This is a genomic window from Thioclava litoralis (assembly GCF_045278885.1).
Taxonomy (GTDB): Bacteria; Pseudomonadota; Alphaproteobacteria; order Rhodobacterales; family Rhodobacteraceae; genus Thioclava; species Thioclava litoralis.
Window position 1 is genome coordinate 632,505 of sequence record NZ_CP135443.1, and the last position, 17,561, is coordinate 650,065.

17 protein-coding genes, 2 tRNA genes and 2 pseudogenes are annotated in these 17,561 nt (G+C 57.9%); 9 read left to right on the top strand and 12 right to left on the bottom strand.

Translation table 11 applies throughout. The features are described 5' to 3' along the window. Positions 1-72 precede the first annotated feature (72 nt). A pseudogene (locus tag RPE78_RS03000) lies at positions 73-243 on the bottom strand (IS110 family transposase); the annotation flags it as partial. A 138-nt stretch (positions 244-381) separates the two neighbouring features. Between RPE78_RS03000 and RPE78_RS03005 the strand changes: the two are divergent. Continuing rightward, positions 382-642: an integrase core domain-containing protein gene (locus tag RPE78_RS03005; RefSeq protein ID WP_406721209.1), complete on the top strand. Its 261-nt coding sequence runs from the start codon at positions 382-384 to the stop codon at positions 640-642. Between the two features lie 594 nt (positions 643-1,236). Here the strand turns inward: RPE78_RS03005 and RPE78_RS03010 are convergent. From RPE78_RS03010 to RPE78_RS03050, 9 genes and pseudogenes are all read right to left on the bottom strand, one after another. Continuing rightward, entirely contained in the window at positions 1,237-2,643 is a 1,407-nt protein-coding gene (locus RPE78_RS03010) for a phospholipase effector Tle1 domain-containing protein (RefSeq protein ID WP_406721210.1), read from the bottom strand. Positions 2,644-2,654: 11 nt separating this feature from the next. Continuing rightward, positions 2,655-3,275, bottom strand: coding sequence for a hypothetical protein (locus RPE78_RS03015; RefSeq protein ID WP_406721211.1), 621 nt, complete (start codon positions 3,273-3,275; stop codon positions 2,655-2,657). A 13-nt stretch (positions 3,276-3,288) separates the two neighbouring features. Beyond that, positions 3,289-4,317: a DUF4123 domain-containing protein gene (locus tag RPE78_RS03020; protein WP_406721212.1), complete on the bottom strand. Its 1,029-nt coding sequence runs from the start codon at positions 4,315-4,317 to the stop codon at positions 3,289-3,291. A 259-nt stretch (positions 4,318-4,576) separates the two neighbouring features. Beyond that, on the bottom strand, positions 4,577-4,900 hold the full coding sequence (locus RPE78_RS03025) for a hypothetical protein (RefSeq protein WP_406721213.1): 324 nt from the start codon (positions 4,898-4,900) through the stop codon (positions 4,577-4,579). 29 nt (positions 4,901-4,929) lie between these two features. After that, on the bottom strand, positions 4,930-5,985 hold the full coding sequence (locus tag RPE78_RS03030; RefSeq protein ID WP_406721214.1) for a TniQ family protein: 1,056 nt from the start codon (positions 5,983-5,985) through the stop codon (positions 4,930-4,932). 38 nt (positions 5,986-6,023) lie between these two features. Continuing rightward, positions 6,024-6,365 (bottom strand): annotated as a pseudogene (locus RPE78_RS03035) (TniQ family protein); the annotation flags it as partial. Between the two features lie 151 nt (positions 6,366-6,516). Next, a tRNA-Arg gene (locus RPE78_RS03040) sits at positions 6,517-6,593 on the bottom strand. A gap of 56 nt (positions 6,594-6,649) precedes the next feature. After that, a tRNA-Arg gene (locus RPE78_RS03045) sits at positions 6,650-6,726 on the bottom strand. Between the two features lie 104 nt (positions 6,727-6,830). Then, positions 6,831-8,222 (bottom strand): HAMP domain-containing sensor histidine kinase, encoded by a 1,392-nt coding sequence (locus RPE78_RS03050; protein WP_339108027.1) that lies wholly within the window; start codon positions 8,220-8,222, stop codon positions 6,831-6,833. A gap of 277 nt (positions 8,223-8,499) precedes the next feature. Between RPE78_RS03050 and rpmH the strand changes: the two genes are divergently transcribed. From rpmH to yihA, 8 genes are all read left to right on the top strand, one after another. After that, the gene (rpmH, locus tag RPE78_RS03055) at positions 8,500-8,634 is read left to right on the top strand and encodes a 50S ribosomal protein L34 (RefSeq protein WP_339108028.1); all 135 of its coding nucleotides are present in this window, start codon (positions 8,500-8,502) and stop codon (positions 8,632-8,634) included. A 50-nt stretch (positions 8,635-8,684) separates the two neighbouring features. Next, positions 8,685-9,209 (top strand): ribonuclease P protein component, encoded by a 525-nt coding sequence (gene rnpA / locus RPE78_RS03060; RefSeq protein WP_406721215.1) that lies wholly within the window; start codon positions 8,685-8,687, stop codon positions 9,207-9,209. Continuing rightward, positions 9,206-9,487: a membrane protein insertion efficiency factor YidD gene (yidD, locus tag RPE78_RS03065; protein WP_339108030.1), complete on the top strand. Its 282-nt coding sequence runs from the start codon at positions 9,206-9,208 to the stop codon at positions 9,485-9,487. Before rnpA ends, yidD begins: the two co-directional genes overlap by 4 nt. Further along, positions 9,474-10,355: a tRNA 2-thiocytidine(32) synthetase TtcA gene (gene ttcA, locus RPE78_RS03070; protein WP_339108031.1), complete on the top strand. Its 882-nt coding sequence runs from the start codon at positions 9,474-9,476 to the stop codon at positions 10,353-10,355. The genes yidD and ttcA overlap by 14 nt, the downstream gene beginning before the upstream one ends. A gap of 119 nt (positions 10,356-10,474) precedes the next feature. Next, on the top strand, positions 10,475-11,962 hold the full coding sequence (locus RPE78_RS03075; RefSeq protein ID WP_406721216.1) for an EAL domain-containing protein: 1,488 nt from the start codon (positions 10,475-10,477) through the stop codon (positions 11,960-11,962). A gap of 125 nt (positions 11,963-12,087) precedes the next feature. Next, complete coding sequence (yidC, locus tag RPE78_RS03080) at positions 12,088-13,929, top strand: membrane protein insertase YidC (RefSeq protein ID WP_339108033.1); 1,842 nt, start codon at positions 12,088-12,090, stop codon at positions 13,927-13,929. Further along, complete coding sequence (locus RPE78_RS03085; RefSeq protein ID WP_406721217.1) at positions 13,926-14,684, top strand: MOSC domain-containing protein; 759 nt, start codon at positions 13,926-13,928, stop codon at positions 14,682-14,684. Before yidC ends, RPE78_RS03085 begins: the two co-directional genes overlap by 4 nt. Beyond that, complete coding sequence (gene yihA, locus RPE78_RS03090; RefSeq protein WP_406721218.1) at positions 14,684-15,334, top strand: ribosome biogenesis GTP-binding protein YihA/YsxC; 651 nt, start codon at positions 14,684-14,686, stop codon at positions 15,332-15,334. The genes RPE78_RS03085 and yihA overlap by 1 nt, the downstream gene beginning before the upstream one ends. Here the strand turns inward: yihA and RPE78_RS03095 are convergent. After that, positions 15,331-16,863 (bottom strand): cryptochrome/photolyase family protein, encoded by a 1,533-nt coding sequence (locus RPE78_RS03095; RefSeq protein WP_406721219.1) that lies wholly within the window; start codon positions 16,861-16,863, stop codon positions 15,331-15,333. The two genes, yihA and RPE78_RS03095, sit on opposite strands and share 4 nt — an antisense overlap. Continuing rightward, positions 16,853-17,557, bottom strand: coding sequence for an SDR family oxidoreductase (locus RPE78_RS03100; RefSeq protein ID WP_339108037.1), 705 nt, complete (start codon positions 17,555-17,557; stop codon positions 16,853-16,855). The genes RPE78_RS03095 and RPE78_RS03100 overlap by 11 nt, the downstream gene beginning before the upstream one ends. Positions 17,558-17,561 lie beyond the last annotated feature (4 nt).

Sequence of the window (17,561 nt, forward strand, 5' to 3'; positions counted from 1 at the left end):
TTCTTTGCTGGTGGAGATTGGGGGAATCTTCCGCGACAAACGGGTTGAGCGCAGGAAGCGCGTCAGTACGCATCCGGTAGCCTCGAATGCGACCGGGACAGGTAGACCGTATCCTGTCAGAGCCTGTATGAGACGGTCAAAATCTTCCTGCCGATTGAGAACCGTCAATCTTCTGCGGCGCGACTTGGCGATGTCGATTGCGGCCAAAACAGTCTTCGTGTGTGTAGTACTCATCGTGGTCATAGTCGGTCTCCCTCGTAGTGTGGTTCGTACAAACCACTGTAGGGACCTGACGCCGGCTATGATCACCTGCTGCGCGATTTGAGGGCTGCGCAGGCGATCATAGCATCTCCGACCGATGCGTTCCGAAGGTGTTACGGCTTGGTCTTCACCAGCCACCACTTCACAAAAATTGTCCGTAGTTACGGGCTGAAGCAGGAGTTCATAACCCCGCACTGCCCGCAACAGAACGGCATGGTTGAACGCTTCATCAGGACGCTGACGGAGCAATGTGTGCAGCGCCACCGTTTCGAGACAATCCAACACGCAATGCGTGTCATCGCCGACTGGATCGCTTTCTACAACAACCGCCGCCCTCATCAGGCCCTTGCCATGCGCAGCCTACTGAGGCATTCAAATTAGCGGCTTAACCTGAGCAGATTCCGCGGGGTCGATACATAGCAGCCCAATCGAGAAAATTTCGTGAGTCTTTTCAACTGCACGCGCCATTCGGTTCTCGCCCAAACCTCAAGCATTTTGGACCCAATCCCTAGATAGCCGTATCAGCTTGTGGGTGCAGTATCGGCCGCAAGTCAACTAGGCGACATAATACCCGATTGAATGCGGCTATATGGTGAACGTCAACAGACCCTAGTTCAGCGAACCGAATAAGCCGAAATGTAGGTAGGGAAGAAACAGTAGTGATGGGGCATGCTCGTGATTTTTGTCCACCGAGCAGCCGTCTAGAAATTCTAACAAAATCAGATAACATGTATGACACACGAACCTAAATTTGCCTTACCCAGCAGTGCGCTTTTCTTAAACTAATGCGTCATAACTCAGCGCAAGAAGACAAAGATATCGGCATTCTTCTCGTCAGGCCCGAGAACGCCATCGTGTAGCAAAGTCGTACTGCTCAGGATAGCGATCTATTTGCGCATGTTGATGCTTAGCACCTACACGTTCAAGTCACCCGCATAGCCTTTGCCGTTCAATTGATACCCCGGGGCAGAACAGTTAATCTTGCTTGGTTGAACCATCGTTGTTGTAGACAGTACGGCGGCCAGCCCCCTCATGGGGTTGCATAGGATAAAACGGCCCCATCGGAGCCCAACTCGAAGAGTGATGCACATAGTTGCGACGGTATCTGACACTCTCCCCTGGGGTGAAAACCCTTCCAGCTATCAATTGCTCCGTGAGTTCTTTTAAAACCTCCTCCCCTTCAGGCAGATCGTAGTTAGCTCCTTTGATCAGGGTCGTGAAGGGAACACCTGCATCCACAGCTTTCTGAAACATCACGTGCAGTGCGACATGCGCGAGGCGTGGGTCTTTCAGCCATTTGCGCGACATAAACCGACGGTTCCAGTAAGGATCGTAGGGATTGGATCCGACTGGGGTATACTCTCGCGTCACCGCATCATGGTCTGTCTCGTTAATCCAGCCTTCGGCGACGAGCCGATTAAACAATGCAAGATCATCAGGGGTAAAGTCATTGAAATTATAAACCCGGCTAGTTTCGCTCGGGCGGCGCTTAAAGTTGTCAAAATCTGATTGGGGGCGGGTAATCTCAACCCGTTCAGTGAAGAAATCCGCGTAGCCGCCTCCGATATCGGAATGTGCGCCCGGCATGCGAATAGTCTCGGCGCTGTTGGGCGCTTCGGTCAGGGGGAAGTTCTCCCGACATTCATCTAGCGCAGTGATATGGACGATTTTTGTTGCTATATCGTCGGGTAGTGTAATCATCAGATTGCCCCAGCCGCTATCATTTGCGACTAGCCCCCACGAGACAACCGTATCGAAGATGCCAAGAAACCTGATTTCCAGCTTGGCTTTTTCCTCGTCTTGCAACTCATAATACGGTCCGCCATAGTCATGGCCAGCATTCCCACGTTTTACGCAATTGACGAAATGCCGCGCAGCAGCCGAGCCGCGACTGAAGCCAAAGACGTCAAGCTTGATGGACTTAATATCGCCTCTGGCTTTGGCTGCATTTACAAAACGTAAAAACTCCAGAAAACCATCTTTTACACGTTCATCTACACCGGTGCGACCCCATCCAACCGCAAAACCCAAGACGCTATCTTCCTGCCCGGAGGTCGTGCCGATGCCGTCTATAATCGCTGAAGAACGCAAGGTCTTTATCCCTCCGTCATCATTGCGCTCTTCTCTAGGGACATTTCCGGAATAACTTCTGTATAGCTTTGCGACGTTGCTCAGATCATTCGCGTAGCTTGCTTCGGTAACTTCGCCGCCGGCGGCGCGTATCTTATCACCTTCCTCGACGTTTGCCAGATTGTTACCAGTGCCGTCGAAAAACATTGCAATCTCGACTTCGATGAGCGGGCAAGTTGTTGTTACAGAATCGATAGCTCCCTTTTTTTGTAGATCGTCGAATTCATCCGTGGGAAAAGAAGAACCGTCCATGTCGTTGTCTCTTAATTGCAATGGGCTGGAATGTTTTTGGTGGGAATCTGATATTGAAAAGCGTTCTTGACGATTGGATGATCGAGATTTTCCTGAAAATCCGAAACCTTCAATCCGCGTTCAAAATCAGCTGCCTTGCCACAACTCTGGTCAAGAATTATCGGCGGGCTTGGCGTGGCGCTTGGCGGGTAGGTCTCATCATAGGTAACCGCCTGCAGTATCCCATCCGCGGAAATTCGAAAAATAAGAGCCCCATAGTCCGGCGTGATAGGATCGGGTTTTAGCTCCCGCATATCTATGTCGAGCGATGCGGAATATATATTGCCCGTCACCACCTCATACCAAGTCACCTTAAAAGTTACTTGCGTCGTAACAGAGCTATCTTTCAAAACATTTTTAATTGGGAGGCTTGCAATCGTTCCCTCATATCCTCCGCTTCGATAAATCGGAGCAGGCTCAAGATTACCCTGAGAACTGATGAATAACGGCGAGTCGATCACAGCAACAATCGGCCAACCTGCTGTTGATGCAAGCTCGTATTTGAGATTATCAAGCACCTCAGCGTCTGACCAGCAAGCTGGCAGGAGGAGCAGAAAGAGGCTCAACAGCATGAATGTCGCGGGTTTTCTCATGAATCAACTCACATTAAAAATTCAAACACGCACGGATTTTCGCGATACGCAAATCCTCTGGTGTGTTGACCTCTCGCAAATCTCGTAACATTTTTAGCGGCATTTTCTGGTCGAAGTTAGGTCCATGCTGAAGCTCGAACCAACTCAGCGCAAAAAGCGAACCGGTATTACGAAACCCGTAAGGAACAAAACGTGCGGTAATCATTTGCACCGTATCATGGATTTGGCTCGTACTTTTGTCGGGGAAAAGTCTTGCTAGCCGATGTCGAATCAGTTCAAGGCTTTTCTCCATTCGTCTCGCTTTGAAGGCTTGCTTTTCCGCATTCTGCAGCTGAAACGGGGGTGAAACATCTGGTGATGTTGATTTTTTCATCGAGTATTGTGCAGCACATCCGTCGAGTAGAAAGATTGTATAATTGATCGAATGGCCATCTGCGGTATGAAACCAACGCTGTGCCAGCTCGCTGTGCCTCAAAAGATATTCAAAATGAACACTCGCTACCTCTGGCTCCCAAAAGCGAAAGAAGCTCCATTTTCCTTCTTGGTCACGTACGCGAGTAAATTTGCGAAAAACGCGTTGCAGCTTTTCGAGTGTGGCGTCACTTTTTATAAAGATACCAAGTTGGCACCGCCATAAACCAACTCTGGAATCTGTATCCGTAAAAAGCCTGCGAACAAAGTCGTTGTTCACATCAAGCTGGACCAAATAAGGCGCGACCTCCGCCAAATCCTCGGCGGCTTTTCCGTTAAAAAGGCTTACGTTAGCTAGACCACTTTCCTGAAGCATGCTTGGTAAAGCGGATGTCTTGGCCGCATCCAAGATAGCAAACGTCTGCCGCAGTGTTTCAGAATTTTCTACAATACTATCTTCGAAGAGATATTCAGAGACGGATTCAGGCAGGTTTTTCCGCGGCCAAACACCGAATTGTGCATCCAGAGGGCGCACTTTAGGTAGGTTTACCTTCACAACGTCAGATCTGGGCAACGGATTCAAGGCACACGTCTCAGAGCCGAACGTTAGCCAAAAGTCAGCTTCATCCAAAGGTTAAATCTCAAAAATTAATAAACCGGCCATCACAGTATCATATAATTATTCTTTGTTGGACCCATTAATTGTTGTCCATTGAGACTTTTTGATACGTCATAAGCTATCGAAAATACACACCCTAAAATGCCGGATTCCGCACTGAGGCCACCATTTGTCCATTTCACACAGAGAAAATGGCCATCGAAAGTTCATAAAAAAATGCCGCCCGAAGGCGGCATGATCTGGGTTTCAAAGGAACCTTTGTTTCTGTGGGTCAGCTAATCAGGAAGTACGAGGCTTCGGAGAGACCGGGCGGAGGGGATTCGGCCAGCGCCTGGATCTCCTCCGGATCGAACACCAGCGCTGCAAACCCGTGTGCGCCGGACACCCGATAGCCCCGCTTCAGATGGCCGAGGAACGTCACTTCGAGGATAAACTTCGCCTCGGCGCGGGATTTCCCAGCCGCCTTAGAGAGATAGGCGAAGCCTTCCGGCGCCTTCTCGACGAGCGGAAAACTCTCCTCTAGAAACCGAAGGATCGGCTTCACGCTTTGGCCGTTGACGGCTTTGCCGATCTTGCTTGCGAGCGAATGTTCCACCCGAACGCGGTGCAACTGGCCGATTTCGATCAGCAGCTCGACGAGCGCGTGGGAAGCCCCCAGAATGGTCGGCAGGCACGAGACGGGACGGCATGCTTCACGATGTCGATCAAATCGCGCGCGACCGTGCAGTCGATCACCAGCCGATTGCTGCGGCGCGCGACGTCCTCGGCGTCCAATAGCCCCGCCATCAGCAGGACGTCGCGCATCGTCCCGGCATCAACACCTTCCGCCCTTGCGATCGACGCGATGCTGCTCAGGTGGGGATCTGTTACCGGCTTACCCAGAAGCATCTGCCCCTTGCTGAGCGGGGTGGTCTCGACGATCACATCGCGAAGAATATCCCGAATAGGCTCCGGATTTTGGGTCGGTCGGTGGCTGGACAGCCAGGTGTGCAGCATACCAAAGGCCGCGCGAGGTGCTGCGCGCTTGCCTCTGGACGACGTGACGCGCGCCAGAAGATACTGACGGATCGCCGCGCCGCCTGTCGAGACAATGGGCCAACCTGCACGCCCGGCTGCATCCCACATATCATGGCTCATCTCCGAGGCTTTCATCTTCGGGCCGAAGAGCTCGAGAGCACCCAGCATTTCCGTCGCCCGTACCGCCTGATCGATATCCTGACCATCCAGCCATTCGGGCCCCGCGATATGCTCAAGGCGCGCGGTAGCGTAGTCCTGCAGCGGGGAGACCGTGCGCACCACATCGCGCACCTGCCGCCCGGCAACGTCCGGGGCCGCCACGGCCTGAAGCGCGCCTGCGAGATTATCCCACGTCCCCACGCAGAGGTCACGGAGCGCGATCCCATGAACCGCACAGGTCCTGACCGGAGCCAGTTTCCAGAGGAGGCGATGACGCACTGCGGCATTGGGATATCGCGCCTCGGCCATATCCTCGTTGAGACAGGCGGGACAGACGCGGGTGACGGGACCGCAGGCGAACGCACCGGCGAAGTCGAGCCCGCGCAACCGGTAGCGCCGCAGGCCAACAGCGGAGATCGTATTGCGCAGGACCGCCGCAGGATCATGCCCCGCCTTTTCGCAAAGGCGCCTAACGGCCTGCTCGTCGCCGCGGGCATCCGCCATGCCTCCTCTGCAGATGGCACCTCTTGGCGCAGGCATTCGGGGCAGATGTGTATGCGCGTGCGCTGCAGGCTATGCGTCGTCGCGATCTCATCGCGCAGGCGAAAGCGGCTATGACCGAGATGACGGATGGAGACCCGCGCCAGCGCAGCAGCATCACAACCTGCAAGTTGCGCAAGCTGGGCGATTGCCAGAGGCTCTCCGCGGAACAGAGGATCGACCGGAAAGGCCAGATCGGCGCAGAACTGGTAGACAGAGGGCGCACCATTTCGCGCGGCCAACCGCGTTAGCAGAGACGAGGCCGGCTCAAAGCGTTCGTGCTGCACGGTCAGCGGCAGCGGCGCGAAATCCGCTTCAGGATCTACAGATCGACTTTTTGCCACGCATGTCTTTCAGGATTGGGCATTAGATTCGCCCTGATCCTACGCCAGCCCAATCAATCGACCAACATACCAAGCATAGGCCCAAAACACATTCGTGGACATCTATGTGAAAGAAAAGCCAGTTTCATCTGACAGTCGACAACTTCAGAAATGGCGGACCCGGAGCGATTCGAACGCCCGGCCCCTTGATTCGTAGTCAAGTGCTCTATCCAGCTGAGCTACGGGTCCGCAATATCTGCACCTGAATGATCAGGCTATGTCGTATCTGGCAGAGCCAGAAGTAGTGGCGGACCCGGAGCGATTCGAACGCCCGGCCCCTTGATTCGTAGTCAAGTGCTCTATCCAGCTGAGCTACGGGTCCGTCGTGGGGGGCTATCTATTGGGTATGTCGGGGGGGCGCAAGAGGGAAAATGAAAGTTTTTCATTCCGCCCGCGATTCCCTACGCGACGAACGCCCCAAATGCCTTACATGGAAAGCTCCTGCGGCAGATGCAGCAGGAATTGCGTTCCGGTTTCGTCGCTGCGCATCAGCTCCAGCCGCCCGCCATGACCACGAATCAACTCGGCAGAAATCGCCAGCCCCAGACCGGTGCCGCCTTTTCGCGAGCCGCCCGTAAAGGGCTGGAACAGATGCTCGCGGGTTTTCGCAGGCAGGCCCGGACCGGTATCCTGCACGCGGATCCACCACTCATCACGGGTCTCCCCGGCCCCCACCTCGATCGTGCCATGTTCGCCCGTGGCCTCCAGCGCCTGCCGCGCATTGCGCACAAGATTGGAGATCACACGGTAGAGCTGTTCGCGGTCGGCGCGGATCGTCAGATTCGGCGCGATATCCACGATAAAATCGACAAGCCCCGCCCCTTCCAGCGACTGCTCGCTTTCCACCACCTCGGCCACCAGCGGCGCCAGCATGAAGCGCGACAGCGAAGGCGGCGGCTCTTCGGCCTTCCCGAACGCCAGCGTCGTCTCGCAAAGATTGACCGCCCGCCCGATGGAATTGATCAGCTTCGGCGCGGCGCGCTTTACAACCGGATCCTCGGAAAATTCCATACGGTCGGCAAAGAGCTGCGCCGTCGTCAGGATATTGCGCAAATCATGGCTGATCTTGGCCACGGCCTGCCCAAGCTGGGCCAGCCGCTCTTTCTGGCGCAGGGCGGCAGTCAGCTGGGTCTGCATATCCGCCAAGGCATCCTCCGCCACGCGAAGCTCTTGGATGCGGGCATTGGGGGCAATGATACGGCGATTGTCTTCGGGAGCCTCGGAGTAAGACGCCATATGCGCCACCAGCCGCTTGATCGGGGCGACCATCAAACGCTGCACCAAAGCGAACAGAAGCACCGCCGTGATGCCCGAAATCACAGCAGACAACGTCAAAAGACGCAGACCATATTCGATCATTCCGATCCGGATCGGACGCGTATCGAGCGTGATCTCGATCACCTGCCCCCCCTGCTGCACCGGCTCGCCCACCACGCGGATGATATGGTTCTCGGGGTCGATCAGAATCTTCAGCGCATCCCTGATCCGCGTCCAATGCGACGCATCACGAATGTCGTAGGTGCCCGAGATGGCCTCGGGCAGCGGCGAGGACAGCACCAGCTGCCGCACCGCATCGCGGCGCAAAACGACGTTATAGACGCCCGCATTCGCCAGAAGTTCGTTTTCCAGATCCGGATCGATGGTCGACTGGTCGGTCGCCAGCAGCGACAGGGACGCGATCTGGGCGCGCTCCAGCCGTGTCAAAAGATAGTTTTCCCGATAGGTGGCAATCCCCGGCAAGAGAATCAACAACTCTGCCAGGACAACGAAGATCGTCGTCAGGATAAGAAATCGGCCAGAAAGCGAGTTGATCTTCATACCTGTCTCGGGTGACTCCGCGACGATTACACCAGGAAACGTCTGCAAATATTGTTGCTTTCTTGCGATAAATAGGGCGTGATTGCCAAAGACAAAAGAGACCAAGCCCCGAAATCTCGTGATTTCGTCATCAACTTCGCTGCTATCGGCAAAAAACTGCCCCGGGTGAATTGACTTGTGGTCCTATCCTGACTAAAGACCGGGCCTCGAATATGAGCGGCAGCCGAATCCGTTTGGCGTCGTGTTGCCCTACCGTATCAGAACCCGGAGTTAAGCGATGAAACGCACTTTTCAGCCCTCGAACCTCGTTCGCGCCCGTCGCCACGGGTTCCGTGCCCGCATGGCAACCAAAGGTGGCCGCAAGGTCCTGAATGCACGCCGTGCAAAAGGCCGGAAGTCGCTGTCGGCATAAGCCGCAGCGACTGGTAACAGGCTAATCCTATGACACCGTCGGACGCTTCCGTGACAGACCCCTCAGGTCAGCGCGCGGGCACAGCTCCGGCGGTTTCTTCATGCGCAGCCGATGCGCTTACCCCTGTGGCGATCCTGCGCAAACGGGCGGATTTCCTGCGTGCGGCGTCCGCACGGCGGCAGGGCATGGCCGCAGGCCTGCTTCAGGCGCGCGAGCGTGCGGAGGAGCCCGTCTCCCCCCTGTTGGCGCGCGTCGGATTTACCTGCTCCAAAAAGGTCGGCAATTCGGTTGCACGCAACCGCGCCAAGCGCAGGCTGCGCGAGATTGCCCGACTGGTGCTGCCGGTGCATGGCAAGCCCGGCTGGGATTATGTGCTGATCGGGCGTGCAGACGCCACGGCAACCCATGATTTCCAAGCGATGCAGGACGACCTGATCCGCGCCCTCGCACGGGTCCATGCCGAAGATTACCGCCCACCCAAGCCGCGTGGCCCGAAGCCCGATATCCCGCGCGGCCCGCGCCGCGGCAAAGGCAGATCCGCCTCCGGCCCGTCGACGACCGGTTCGGACGGATGAGCCCTCTGGCCCATCTCGTGGCGCTGCCGGTACGGGCCTATCGGCTGGTGGCCAGCCCGTGGGTCGGTAATGGCTGCCGGTATCAGCCGACCTGTTCCGCCTATATGCTGGACGCCCTCGCCCTGCATGGCGCGTTCAAGGGCAGCTATCTGGGCATCAGGCGTATCCTGCGCTGCCATCCGTGGGGCGGCTTCGGCTATGACCCCGTGCCGGGCGCCGACCCCGACCATGACGCAAAATGCCATTGTGCAAAGGAGCATGACCATGCTGGACGATGACGACGCCCCGATCCATCCGCTCTTTGCCGACGCCCCTTCGACGACGGCCTTCAAGAAGCTGCGCAAGCGTATCGTGCGCCAGACCCGCGAGGCGATCGAGCAGTACGGGATGATCGAACGCGGCGCGCGCTGGCTGGTCTGCCTGTCGGGCGGCAAGGACAGTTACACCCTGCTGGCCGTGCTGCACGAGCTGCAATGGCGCGGGCTTCTGCCGGTCGAGATCCTTGCCTGCAACCTCGATCAGGGACAGCCGGGCTTTCCTGCGACGGTTCTGCCGGAATTCCTTGAAAAAATGGGGGTTCCGCACCGGATCGAATATCAGGACACCTATTCCGTGGTGATGGACAAGGTGCCGCAAGGCAAGACCTATTGCGCCCTGTGCTCGCGCCTGCGTCGCGGGAACCTGTACCGCATCGCGCGCGAGGAAGGCTGTTCGGCCGTTGTGCTGGGCCACCACCGCGACGATATTCTGGAAACCTTCTTCATGAACCTCTTTCATGGTGGACGCTTGGCGACCATGCCGCCCAAGCTGGTAAACGAAGAAGGTGATCTGTTCGTCTATCGCCCTCTGGCCTTTGTCGCCGAAGAGGATTGCGAGAAATTCGCCCGCGATATGAATTACCCGATCATCCCGTGCGACCTCTGCGGAAGTCAGGACGGGCTGCAACGCCAGCAGGTCAAGCAACTCCTTGATAGCTGGGAGAAAAACAGGCCCGGACGGCGTCAGGTGATGTTCCGGTCGTTGATGAATGCGCGCCCTTCCCACCTGCTGGACACGGGGCTTTTCGACTTTGCCGGATTGGCCCTCAAACCGCAGGATGGTTCAAATTTGAACGATAACATCCCCGATTTACGCCACCACGATTAACCGAACACTGACAAAACCGACCTAAGACTATGGCCATTAATTTATGCGCCGTTTGACGAGGTATGGTGATGTCGAAGGAACAGAATCGCAAGTCCGCCCCCAAAGGTGGCCCGATTCTCATGCGACGGGAAATGATAGCCTTTGCTCCGGCTATCCTTCTCGCAGGCTACTGGATCGGGCTTGAAGCGATGGTCCTGCTTGGCGTCACCGCTCTGGCTGTGGGCTGGATGACCCGCCCCATCACGCCCGGCGAAGAGATCGAGATGAACACGCTCGATCCGGCCACCGGCCTGCCGCTCCGCGAACTGGCCCTGCCGATGATGGACAAGATCATGACCGAAGCGCGGCAGAGCAACCGGCTGTCGACCTGCTTCGTGATCTGCGTGGACGAACCGCAAAATCTGGTTGCCAATACCAGCACCCGTGAATTCGACGATGTGATGCGCCGCTCAGCAGAGCGTTTGCGCTCGGTCTTGCGGGATTCGGATTACATCGCCCGCCTTGGCGGTGCGCGTTTCATGGTGATGCTGAAACCCACGCCCAATCCGGATCTGGAAAGCATGATCCAGCTTTCGGTGCGCCTGCAAAGCACGCTCGAAGAACCCCTGTCGATTGCCGGTCGCAGCCTGTCACCGACATTCCATCTGGGCTTTTGCCAGATGAACCGTAGTCCCGGATCCGATGCCGTGTCGATCCTGGAAGCGGCCGAAACCGCTGCAGAGGAAGCCTCGCGCAACGGGCCTTCGGCAATCCGTGCCTATTCGAACGAGATCCGTCGCACGGCAGAAATCCGCACGGCTTTGTCGGCAGAGGTCGGGGATGCGCTCGAGAACGGTGAGATCGTTGCCTATTTCCAGCCGCAGATCTGCACGGATACCGGCCTGATCTCCGGGATGCAGGCCATGCCGCGCTGGCTGCACCGCGAACGAGGCGTGCTGGGTGAGACCGACATCATGCCCGCCGTCATCGCCGCCAATCTGCGCACGCGCTTTTACGAGGTGATGATGTTTCAGGTGTTCCATGCCCTGAAAGAATGGAATGCCCGCGAGGAACTGGTGGGCATCATCTCCCTGCCGATCAATGAAGAGCTGCTGACCAATCCGAAAATGCCCGAACGCCTGCAATGGGAATTCGACCGTTTCGAACTGCCCGCCGACCAGATCCGTCTGGTGCTAGAACAGGACATCGTCTCGAAGCTCAATGACGACATGATCTCGCATACGCTCAGCGCCTGTCGCAAAATGGGGTGCAAGATCGAACTGGCCGGATTTGGGAATGGCCCCGCCTCGATCAATTCGGTACGCAATGCCTGCGCGGGCCGGATCCGCATCCATCGCAGCTTCGTCGCCCATGTGGATCACGACGCCGAACAGCAACGCCTTGTCGCCGCCATCATTTCGCTGGCCGAGGGTCTGGGCATCCAGACGATTGCCGAGGGTGTCAGTTCGATCGGCGAACATGCGATGCTCTCGCAACTGGGCTGCAACCATGTGCAGGGCCGCGGCATTGCCACCCCCATGCCGCTGGAAGACACCCATGACTGGATCAGTCGTCACATGGCCAAGCTGGAACAGACGCCGCGCCTGAATACCCGGCGCGGCAGCTAAAAACCGGTGTCGTCATCACGAATTCCGTCTGGAAGTCACGGAACGGGGGGAAAGGGCTTGACCTTTTGCCCCCCCTTCTGTTGAACCGGAGCGACTTCCCGAAAGGCAGACGGATCCCATCGCCCATGGAAAACCAGAACAAGAACCTCATCATCGCAGCCGTGCTTTCTGCGCTCGTGCTGATCGGCTGGACAGTCTTCTTCCCACCGGAGCAGACGACAAATCCGGAGGGTGGTGAAACCGTCTCGGATCAGGCCGCCTCGGCCACCGCACCGAGCATCGCCCCCACGCCGGAGGCACTGGCGCAAGCGACGCAGGATGCCAATGCCGTGGCCACCGCCACCAGCGACCAGCTGGCCCAGATCCCGCGGATCGCCATCGAGACCCCCGACCTGAAGGGCTCGATCTCGCTGCTGGGTGGTCGTTTCGACGATCTCTCGCTTGAAAAGTATAAAGAAACACTCGACAAGAATTCGCCCGATGTGCGTCTTCTTGCACCGGTTGGCGGCGACGACACCAATGCTGCCAAACCCTATTACGTGGTCTATGGCTGGCTTCCCGCTGGCGGCTATTCCGCAGATAAGGTGCCCGGCCCGCGCACGGTATGGTCCGCTCCGGACGGAGCCAAGCTGACCCCCGAAACGCCTGTGACCCTGACATGGGATAACGGAGCCGGTCTTGTCTTCCATCGCACGATCTCGGTCGACAAGGATTACCTGTTCACCATCCAGCAATCGGTCGAGAACACCACCGATCAGGAGGTGCGTCTGGCGCCCTATGGCATCATTGCCCGCCACGGTCTGCCGCCGTCGAAATCGACCTATGTGCTGCATGAAGGTGCCGTGCGGATGAGCGATGGCAAGCTGGAAGAGATCAAATACAAGAAGTTCAAGGATCTCGAACAGAGCGCCGGTGAAGGTCAGGCGGAGCTGATCTCGGTCGCCGATAACGGCTGGACCGGCTTTACCGACAAATACTGGATGACGACGCTTGCGCCGAAAACCGGTCCTTTCACCTCGGTCGTGAAATATTCCGGCGAGCAGTCCGACATCTACCAGACCGAAACCCGCTTGCCGGTCATGACGGTTGCCGCCGGGGCCACCCAGTCGGCAGATACCTATCTCTTTGCGGGCGCAAAGGAATATGAGGTCATCAAGCATTATCAGGACGATCTGGGGATCGTGAAGTTCATCGACTCCATCGATTGGGGCTGGTTCTACTTCCTGACCAAACCGATCTTCTGGCTGCTGCACTGGCTGCATGCCGCGATCGGCAATATGGGCTGGGCGATCATCGCACTGACCTGTATCATCAAGCTGATCGTCTTCCCGCTGGCGCGCAAATCCTACATCTCGATGGCGAAGATGAAGGAACTGCAACCCGAGATGGAAGCCCTGAAAGAGCGCGCAGGCGATGACCGCCAGAAGCTGCAACAGGGCATGATGGAGCTTTACAAGAAGAACAAGGTCAATCCCGCTGCGGGCTGTCTGCCGATCCTGCTGCAGATCCCGATCTTCTTCTCGCTCTATAAGGTGATCTATGTCACGATCGAGCTGTATCACGCGCCGTGGATCGGCTGGATCCATGACCTCTCGGCCCCCGATCCGACCTCGATACTGAACCTCTTCGGCCTTCTGCCGTGGGGCACGCCAGAGCCGGGTAACTTCCTCTTCATCCTCAGCCTCGGCATCCTGCCGATCCTCTTGGGCGTGTCGATGTGGTTCCAGCAAAAGCTTAACCCCGCCCCCGCCGACAAGAGCCAGGCGATGATCTTCGCGTGGATGCCGTGGATCTTCATGTTCATGCTGGGCAGCTTTGCCTCGGGCCTCGTGCTCTACTGGATCGCGAACAACACGATCACCTTCATCCAGCAATACACGATCATGTCGATGCACGGGAAACGCCCCGATATCTTCGGCAATATCAAGTCGAGCTTCGCGAAGAAGTCCGGCGGAAAGGCCAAATGATCGGCACTCTAAGCAACATATTCCGCCATCCGATCAAATCGATCGGGGCGGAAGCCATCAGCAGCGCGTCCCTCACCGAGGGGCGCGCTCTGCCTTTGGACAGGGTCTGGGGCGTGCTGCATGAAGGCTCAAAGATCGAGGCCCATGCGGGCCGGACGGATTGGGCGCGGAAGATGAACTTCCTCGTCGGGGTTTCCGCTCCCGATCTGATGGCCGTCACACATGAGACCCTTGAAAACCAGTTCTGCCTGCGCCATCCGGCAAAGCCAGAGATATGTTTCAATCCGGAAACACCCGAAGGACAGGCCGAGTTTCTGGCGTGGATTTCGGATCTCTGGCCCGAGCACCGTCCCCGCCCGACCGTTCTGGCCAAGGCCAAAGACCAGCCGCTGACCGACCAGAGCACGCCCGTGCTCTCGCTGATCGGGACCGCGTCGCTCAGGGAGGTCTCGGAGGCCTGTGGCTGCGATCTGGATATGCGTCGTTTCCGCGCCAATCTCTGGGTGTCAAACTGGGCCCCGATGTATGAGCAAACCCTGATCGGCCAACGGCTGCGCATGGGCGAAGCAGAGCTGGAAGTGGTCGAGCCTGTGGGCCGCTGCCGTGCCCCCGACGGCAATCCTGCAACCGGAGAACGCGACCAGGATCTTCTCAAATTGCTCAAAGACCAGTATGGGCATACCAATCTAGGGGTTTTCGTGCGTGTCACGAAATCCGGTGAAATCGCGACCGGCAGCACAATCGAGGTGATCTGATGCAAATCCAATTCAAGGAAGCCCCCGCCCCCGAGCAATTCGCGGCCGAACGTGGCCGGTTGATGTTTGCTGCGCCTGTCGAATTTCTCAAAGGCGTTGTGGCAATGTCGGGCATGCCACCTGCCGACCGGATCGAGGTCTGTTTTGCAGGGCGTTCCAACGTCGGGAAATCGTCTTTGATCAACGCGCTAACGGGTCGTAAGAACCTTGCGCGCGCCTCGAACACGCCGGGCCGGACGCAAGAAATCAACTTCTTCACCACGCAGGACGGCCCCTATCTGGTCGACCTTCCCGGCTATGGGTTTGCGCAAGCGCCCGTGCCGGTCGTGAAGAAATGGCAAGAGCTGCTGCGCGCCTATCTGGCGGGCCGCCCCACCCTGCGCCGCGTCTTCGTGCTGATTGATTCGCGCCATGGGGTGAAGGCTGTGGATGAAGAGATCCTGTCGCTTCTGGACAGATCCGCCGTCACCTTCCAAGTGGTGCTGACCAAGGCCGATAAGATCAACGCCAAGGATCATGAGGCCCTGTTCCAACAGGTCTCGAACGCTCTGGCCAAACATCCGGCGGCTCACCCCGAGATCATCCTGACATCGTCTGACAAAGGCGTGGGCATCGAGACCCTGCGCGCGATCATCGCGGGTCTGGATTAAAACGCGTCCTGCGCGATCTTGTTCAGCATGACTTCCGCCTGCCCGAGGATCGTTTCACGATCTTCGGGCTTTCGTTTGTCCCATGATCGATAAATGACAGCCATACGGGGGTTATTGGCAAATTTCTCTCGGTTTCTGTCGAGAAAGTGCCAATAGAGCAGATTGAACGGGCAAGCCCCCTCGCCCGTTTTTGCCTTCACCGAATAGGCGCAAGACCCGCAATAATCCGACATCCGGTCGATATAGGCGCCCGAGGATACATAGGGTTTGGAGGCAATCACGCCACCATCGGCAAACTGGCTCATGCCTGCGGTATTGGGCGCCTCGACCCATTCGAACGCATCAATATAGACCGCCAGATACCACTCCTGCACCTGCGCGGGGTCCACCCCTGCCAGAAGCGCGAAGTTTCCGGTGACCATCAGCCGCTGGATATGATGGGCATAGGCCAGATCGCGGGTCTGGGCCACGGCATGGGACAGGCAGTTCATCTTGGTTTCGCCGCCCCAATAGGCCCAAGGCAGCTTGCGGTGCTGGTCCAGATGGTTGCGCGAGGTATAATCGGGCCCCTCATGGAAATAAATGCCCCGCACATATTCGCGCCAGCCGATGATCTGCCGGATGAACCCTTCCGCCGAATTCAGCGGCACATCCCCCGCCGCATAGGCGCGGGCCGCCGCCTGACAGACCTCCAGCGGTCCCAAAAGCCCGAGGTTCAGATAGGGCGACAGAAGCGAGTGATACAGCAGCGGATCATCTTCCAGCATCGCATCCTGATAGGTCCCGAAATCCGCCAGATTATGCGCGATGAAATGATCCAGCGCCTCAAGCGCCCCTGCCCGATCTACCGCCCAGTTGAAGCCTTCCAGCCCGCCGAAGTTATCCGCAAACTCCCGCGCCACCAGATCAAGCACCTCCCGCGTGACCTCATCGGAGGCAAACTGCGGCGCCTTCACCCGGAACAGATCGGCCTGTGCGGGCTTGCGGTTCTCGGCGTCGTAATTCCACTTACCGCCCTCGGGGGCATCGCCTTCCATCAAGAGGCCCGTCTTGCGGCGCATCTCGCGGTAGAAATACTCCATCCGCAGGGACTTGCGACCCTTGGCCCAATCAGCGAACTCGGCTTCGGAACAGAGGAAGCGGTCATCGGGCAGCTGCACCACAGGGATCGGGCAGTCTTCCAGCGCCTGCCGCAAACGCCATTCTCCGGGCGCAATCGTCACCGCCGATTTTGCGCCAAACTCCTCGGCGCGGCGCAGAAGCTCGCCCGTGATCGAGCCGGAATTGCCCGCATCCTCCAGCGCCGTATAGGCGACCTGCCAGCCCTCCGCCCGCAGGGTTTCGGCAAAATGGCGCATGGCAGAAAAGACCAGCGCGATCTTCTGTTTGTGGTGGCCGACATAATCGGTCTCGGCGCGAACCTCGGCCATGACGACAACATCGCGCGCCTTGTCGGCGGCACGCAAGGCCGCGCCCTCAAGCGTCAACTGGTCCCCCAGCACCAGAACCAGACGCGGGTTATTCTTCATAGATCATCCGACGCGTCATACCACCATCGACCGGCAGAACCTGCCCTGTCACAAAACCCGCCCCCGCCAGATAGAGCACCGCCTCGGCGATATCGTCGGGCGTGCCCACACGGCCCGCCGGATGCTGCAGATGATCGCGCGCGGACAGCGGCTCGCCCACCGTATCGATCCAGCCCGGTGCGATGGCATTCACCCGCACATCCGGCCCCATGCCGACCGCCAGCGCATGGGTCAGCGCCACAACGCCCCCTTTGGCGGCAGCATAACCATAGGTCTGCGGCTGCGACTGGATGGCACGGGTGGAGGCCATATTCACCACAGCCCCCCGCGCCGCGCGCAAGGCGGGCGCACATTCGCGCACCATCAGGAAGGTGCCTGTCAGATGCGGTTCGATCCAGTGATCCCAATCGGCCAGCGTCATAGTTTCGATCGGGCCGGAAAACGGATCGGCGGGACCACCATTATTCACCAGCAGATCCAGCCGGTCGAACCCCGCCTGCTCCACCGCCGATTTCACCGACGCCTCATCGGCCAGATCGCAGGCAAAATCCCAAAGCGCCATCTCATGTGGTAAGGTCGCAAGCGCGGCCTCGTCGATATCCAGCGCCGCAACCTGCCACCCCTCCTTGACCAGACGCAGCGCAATCGCCCGTCCGATCCCCGAGGCCGCCCCTGTCACGATCGCCGTCTTCATATGT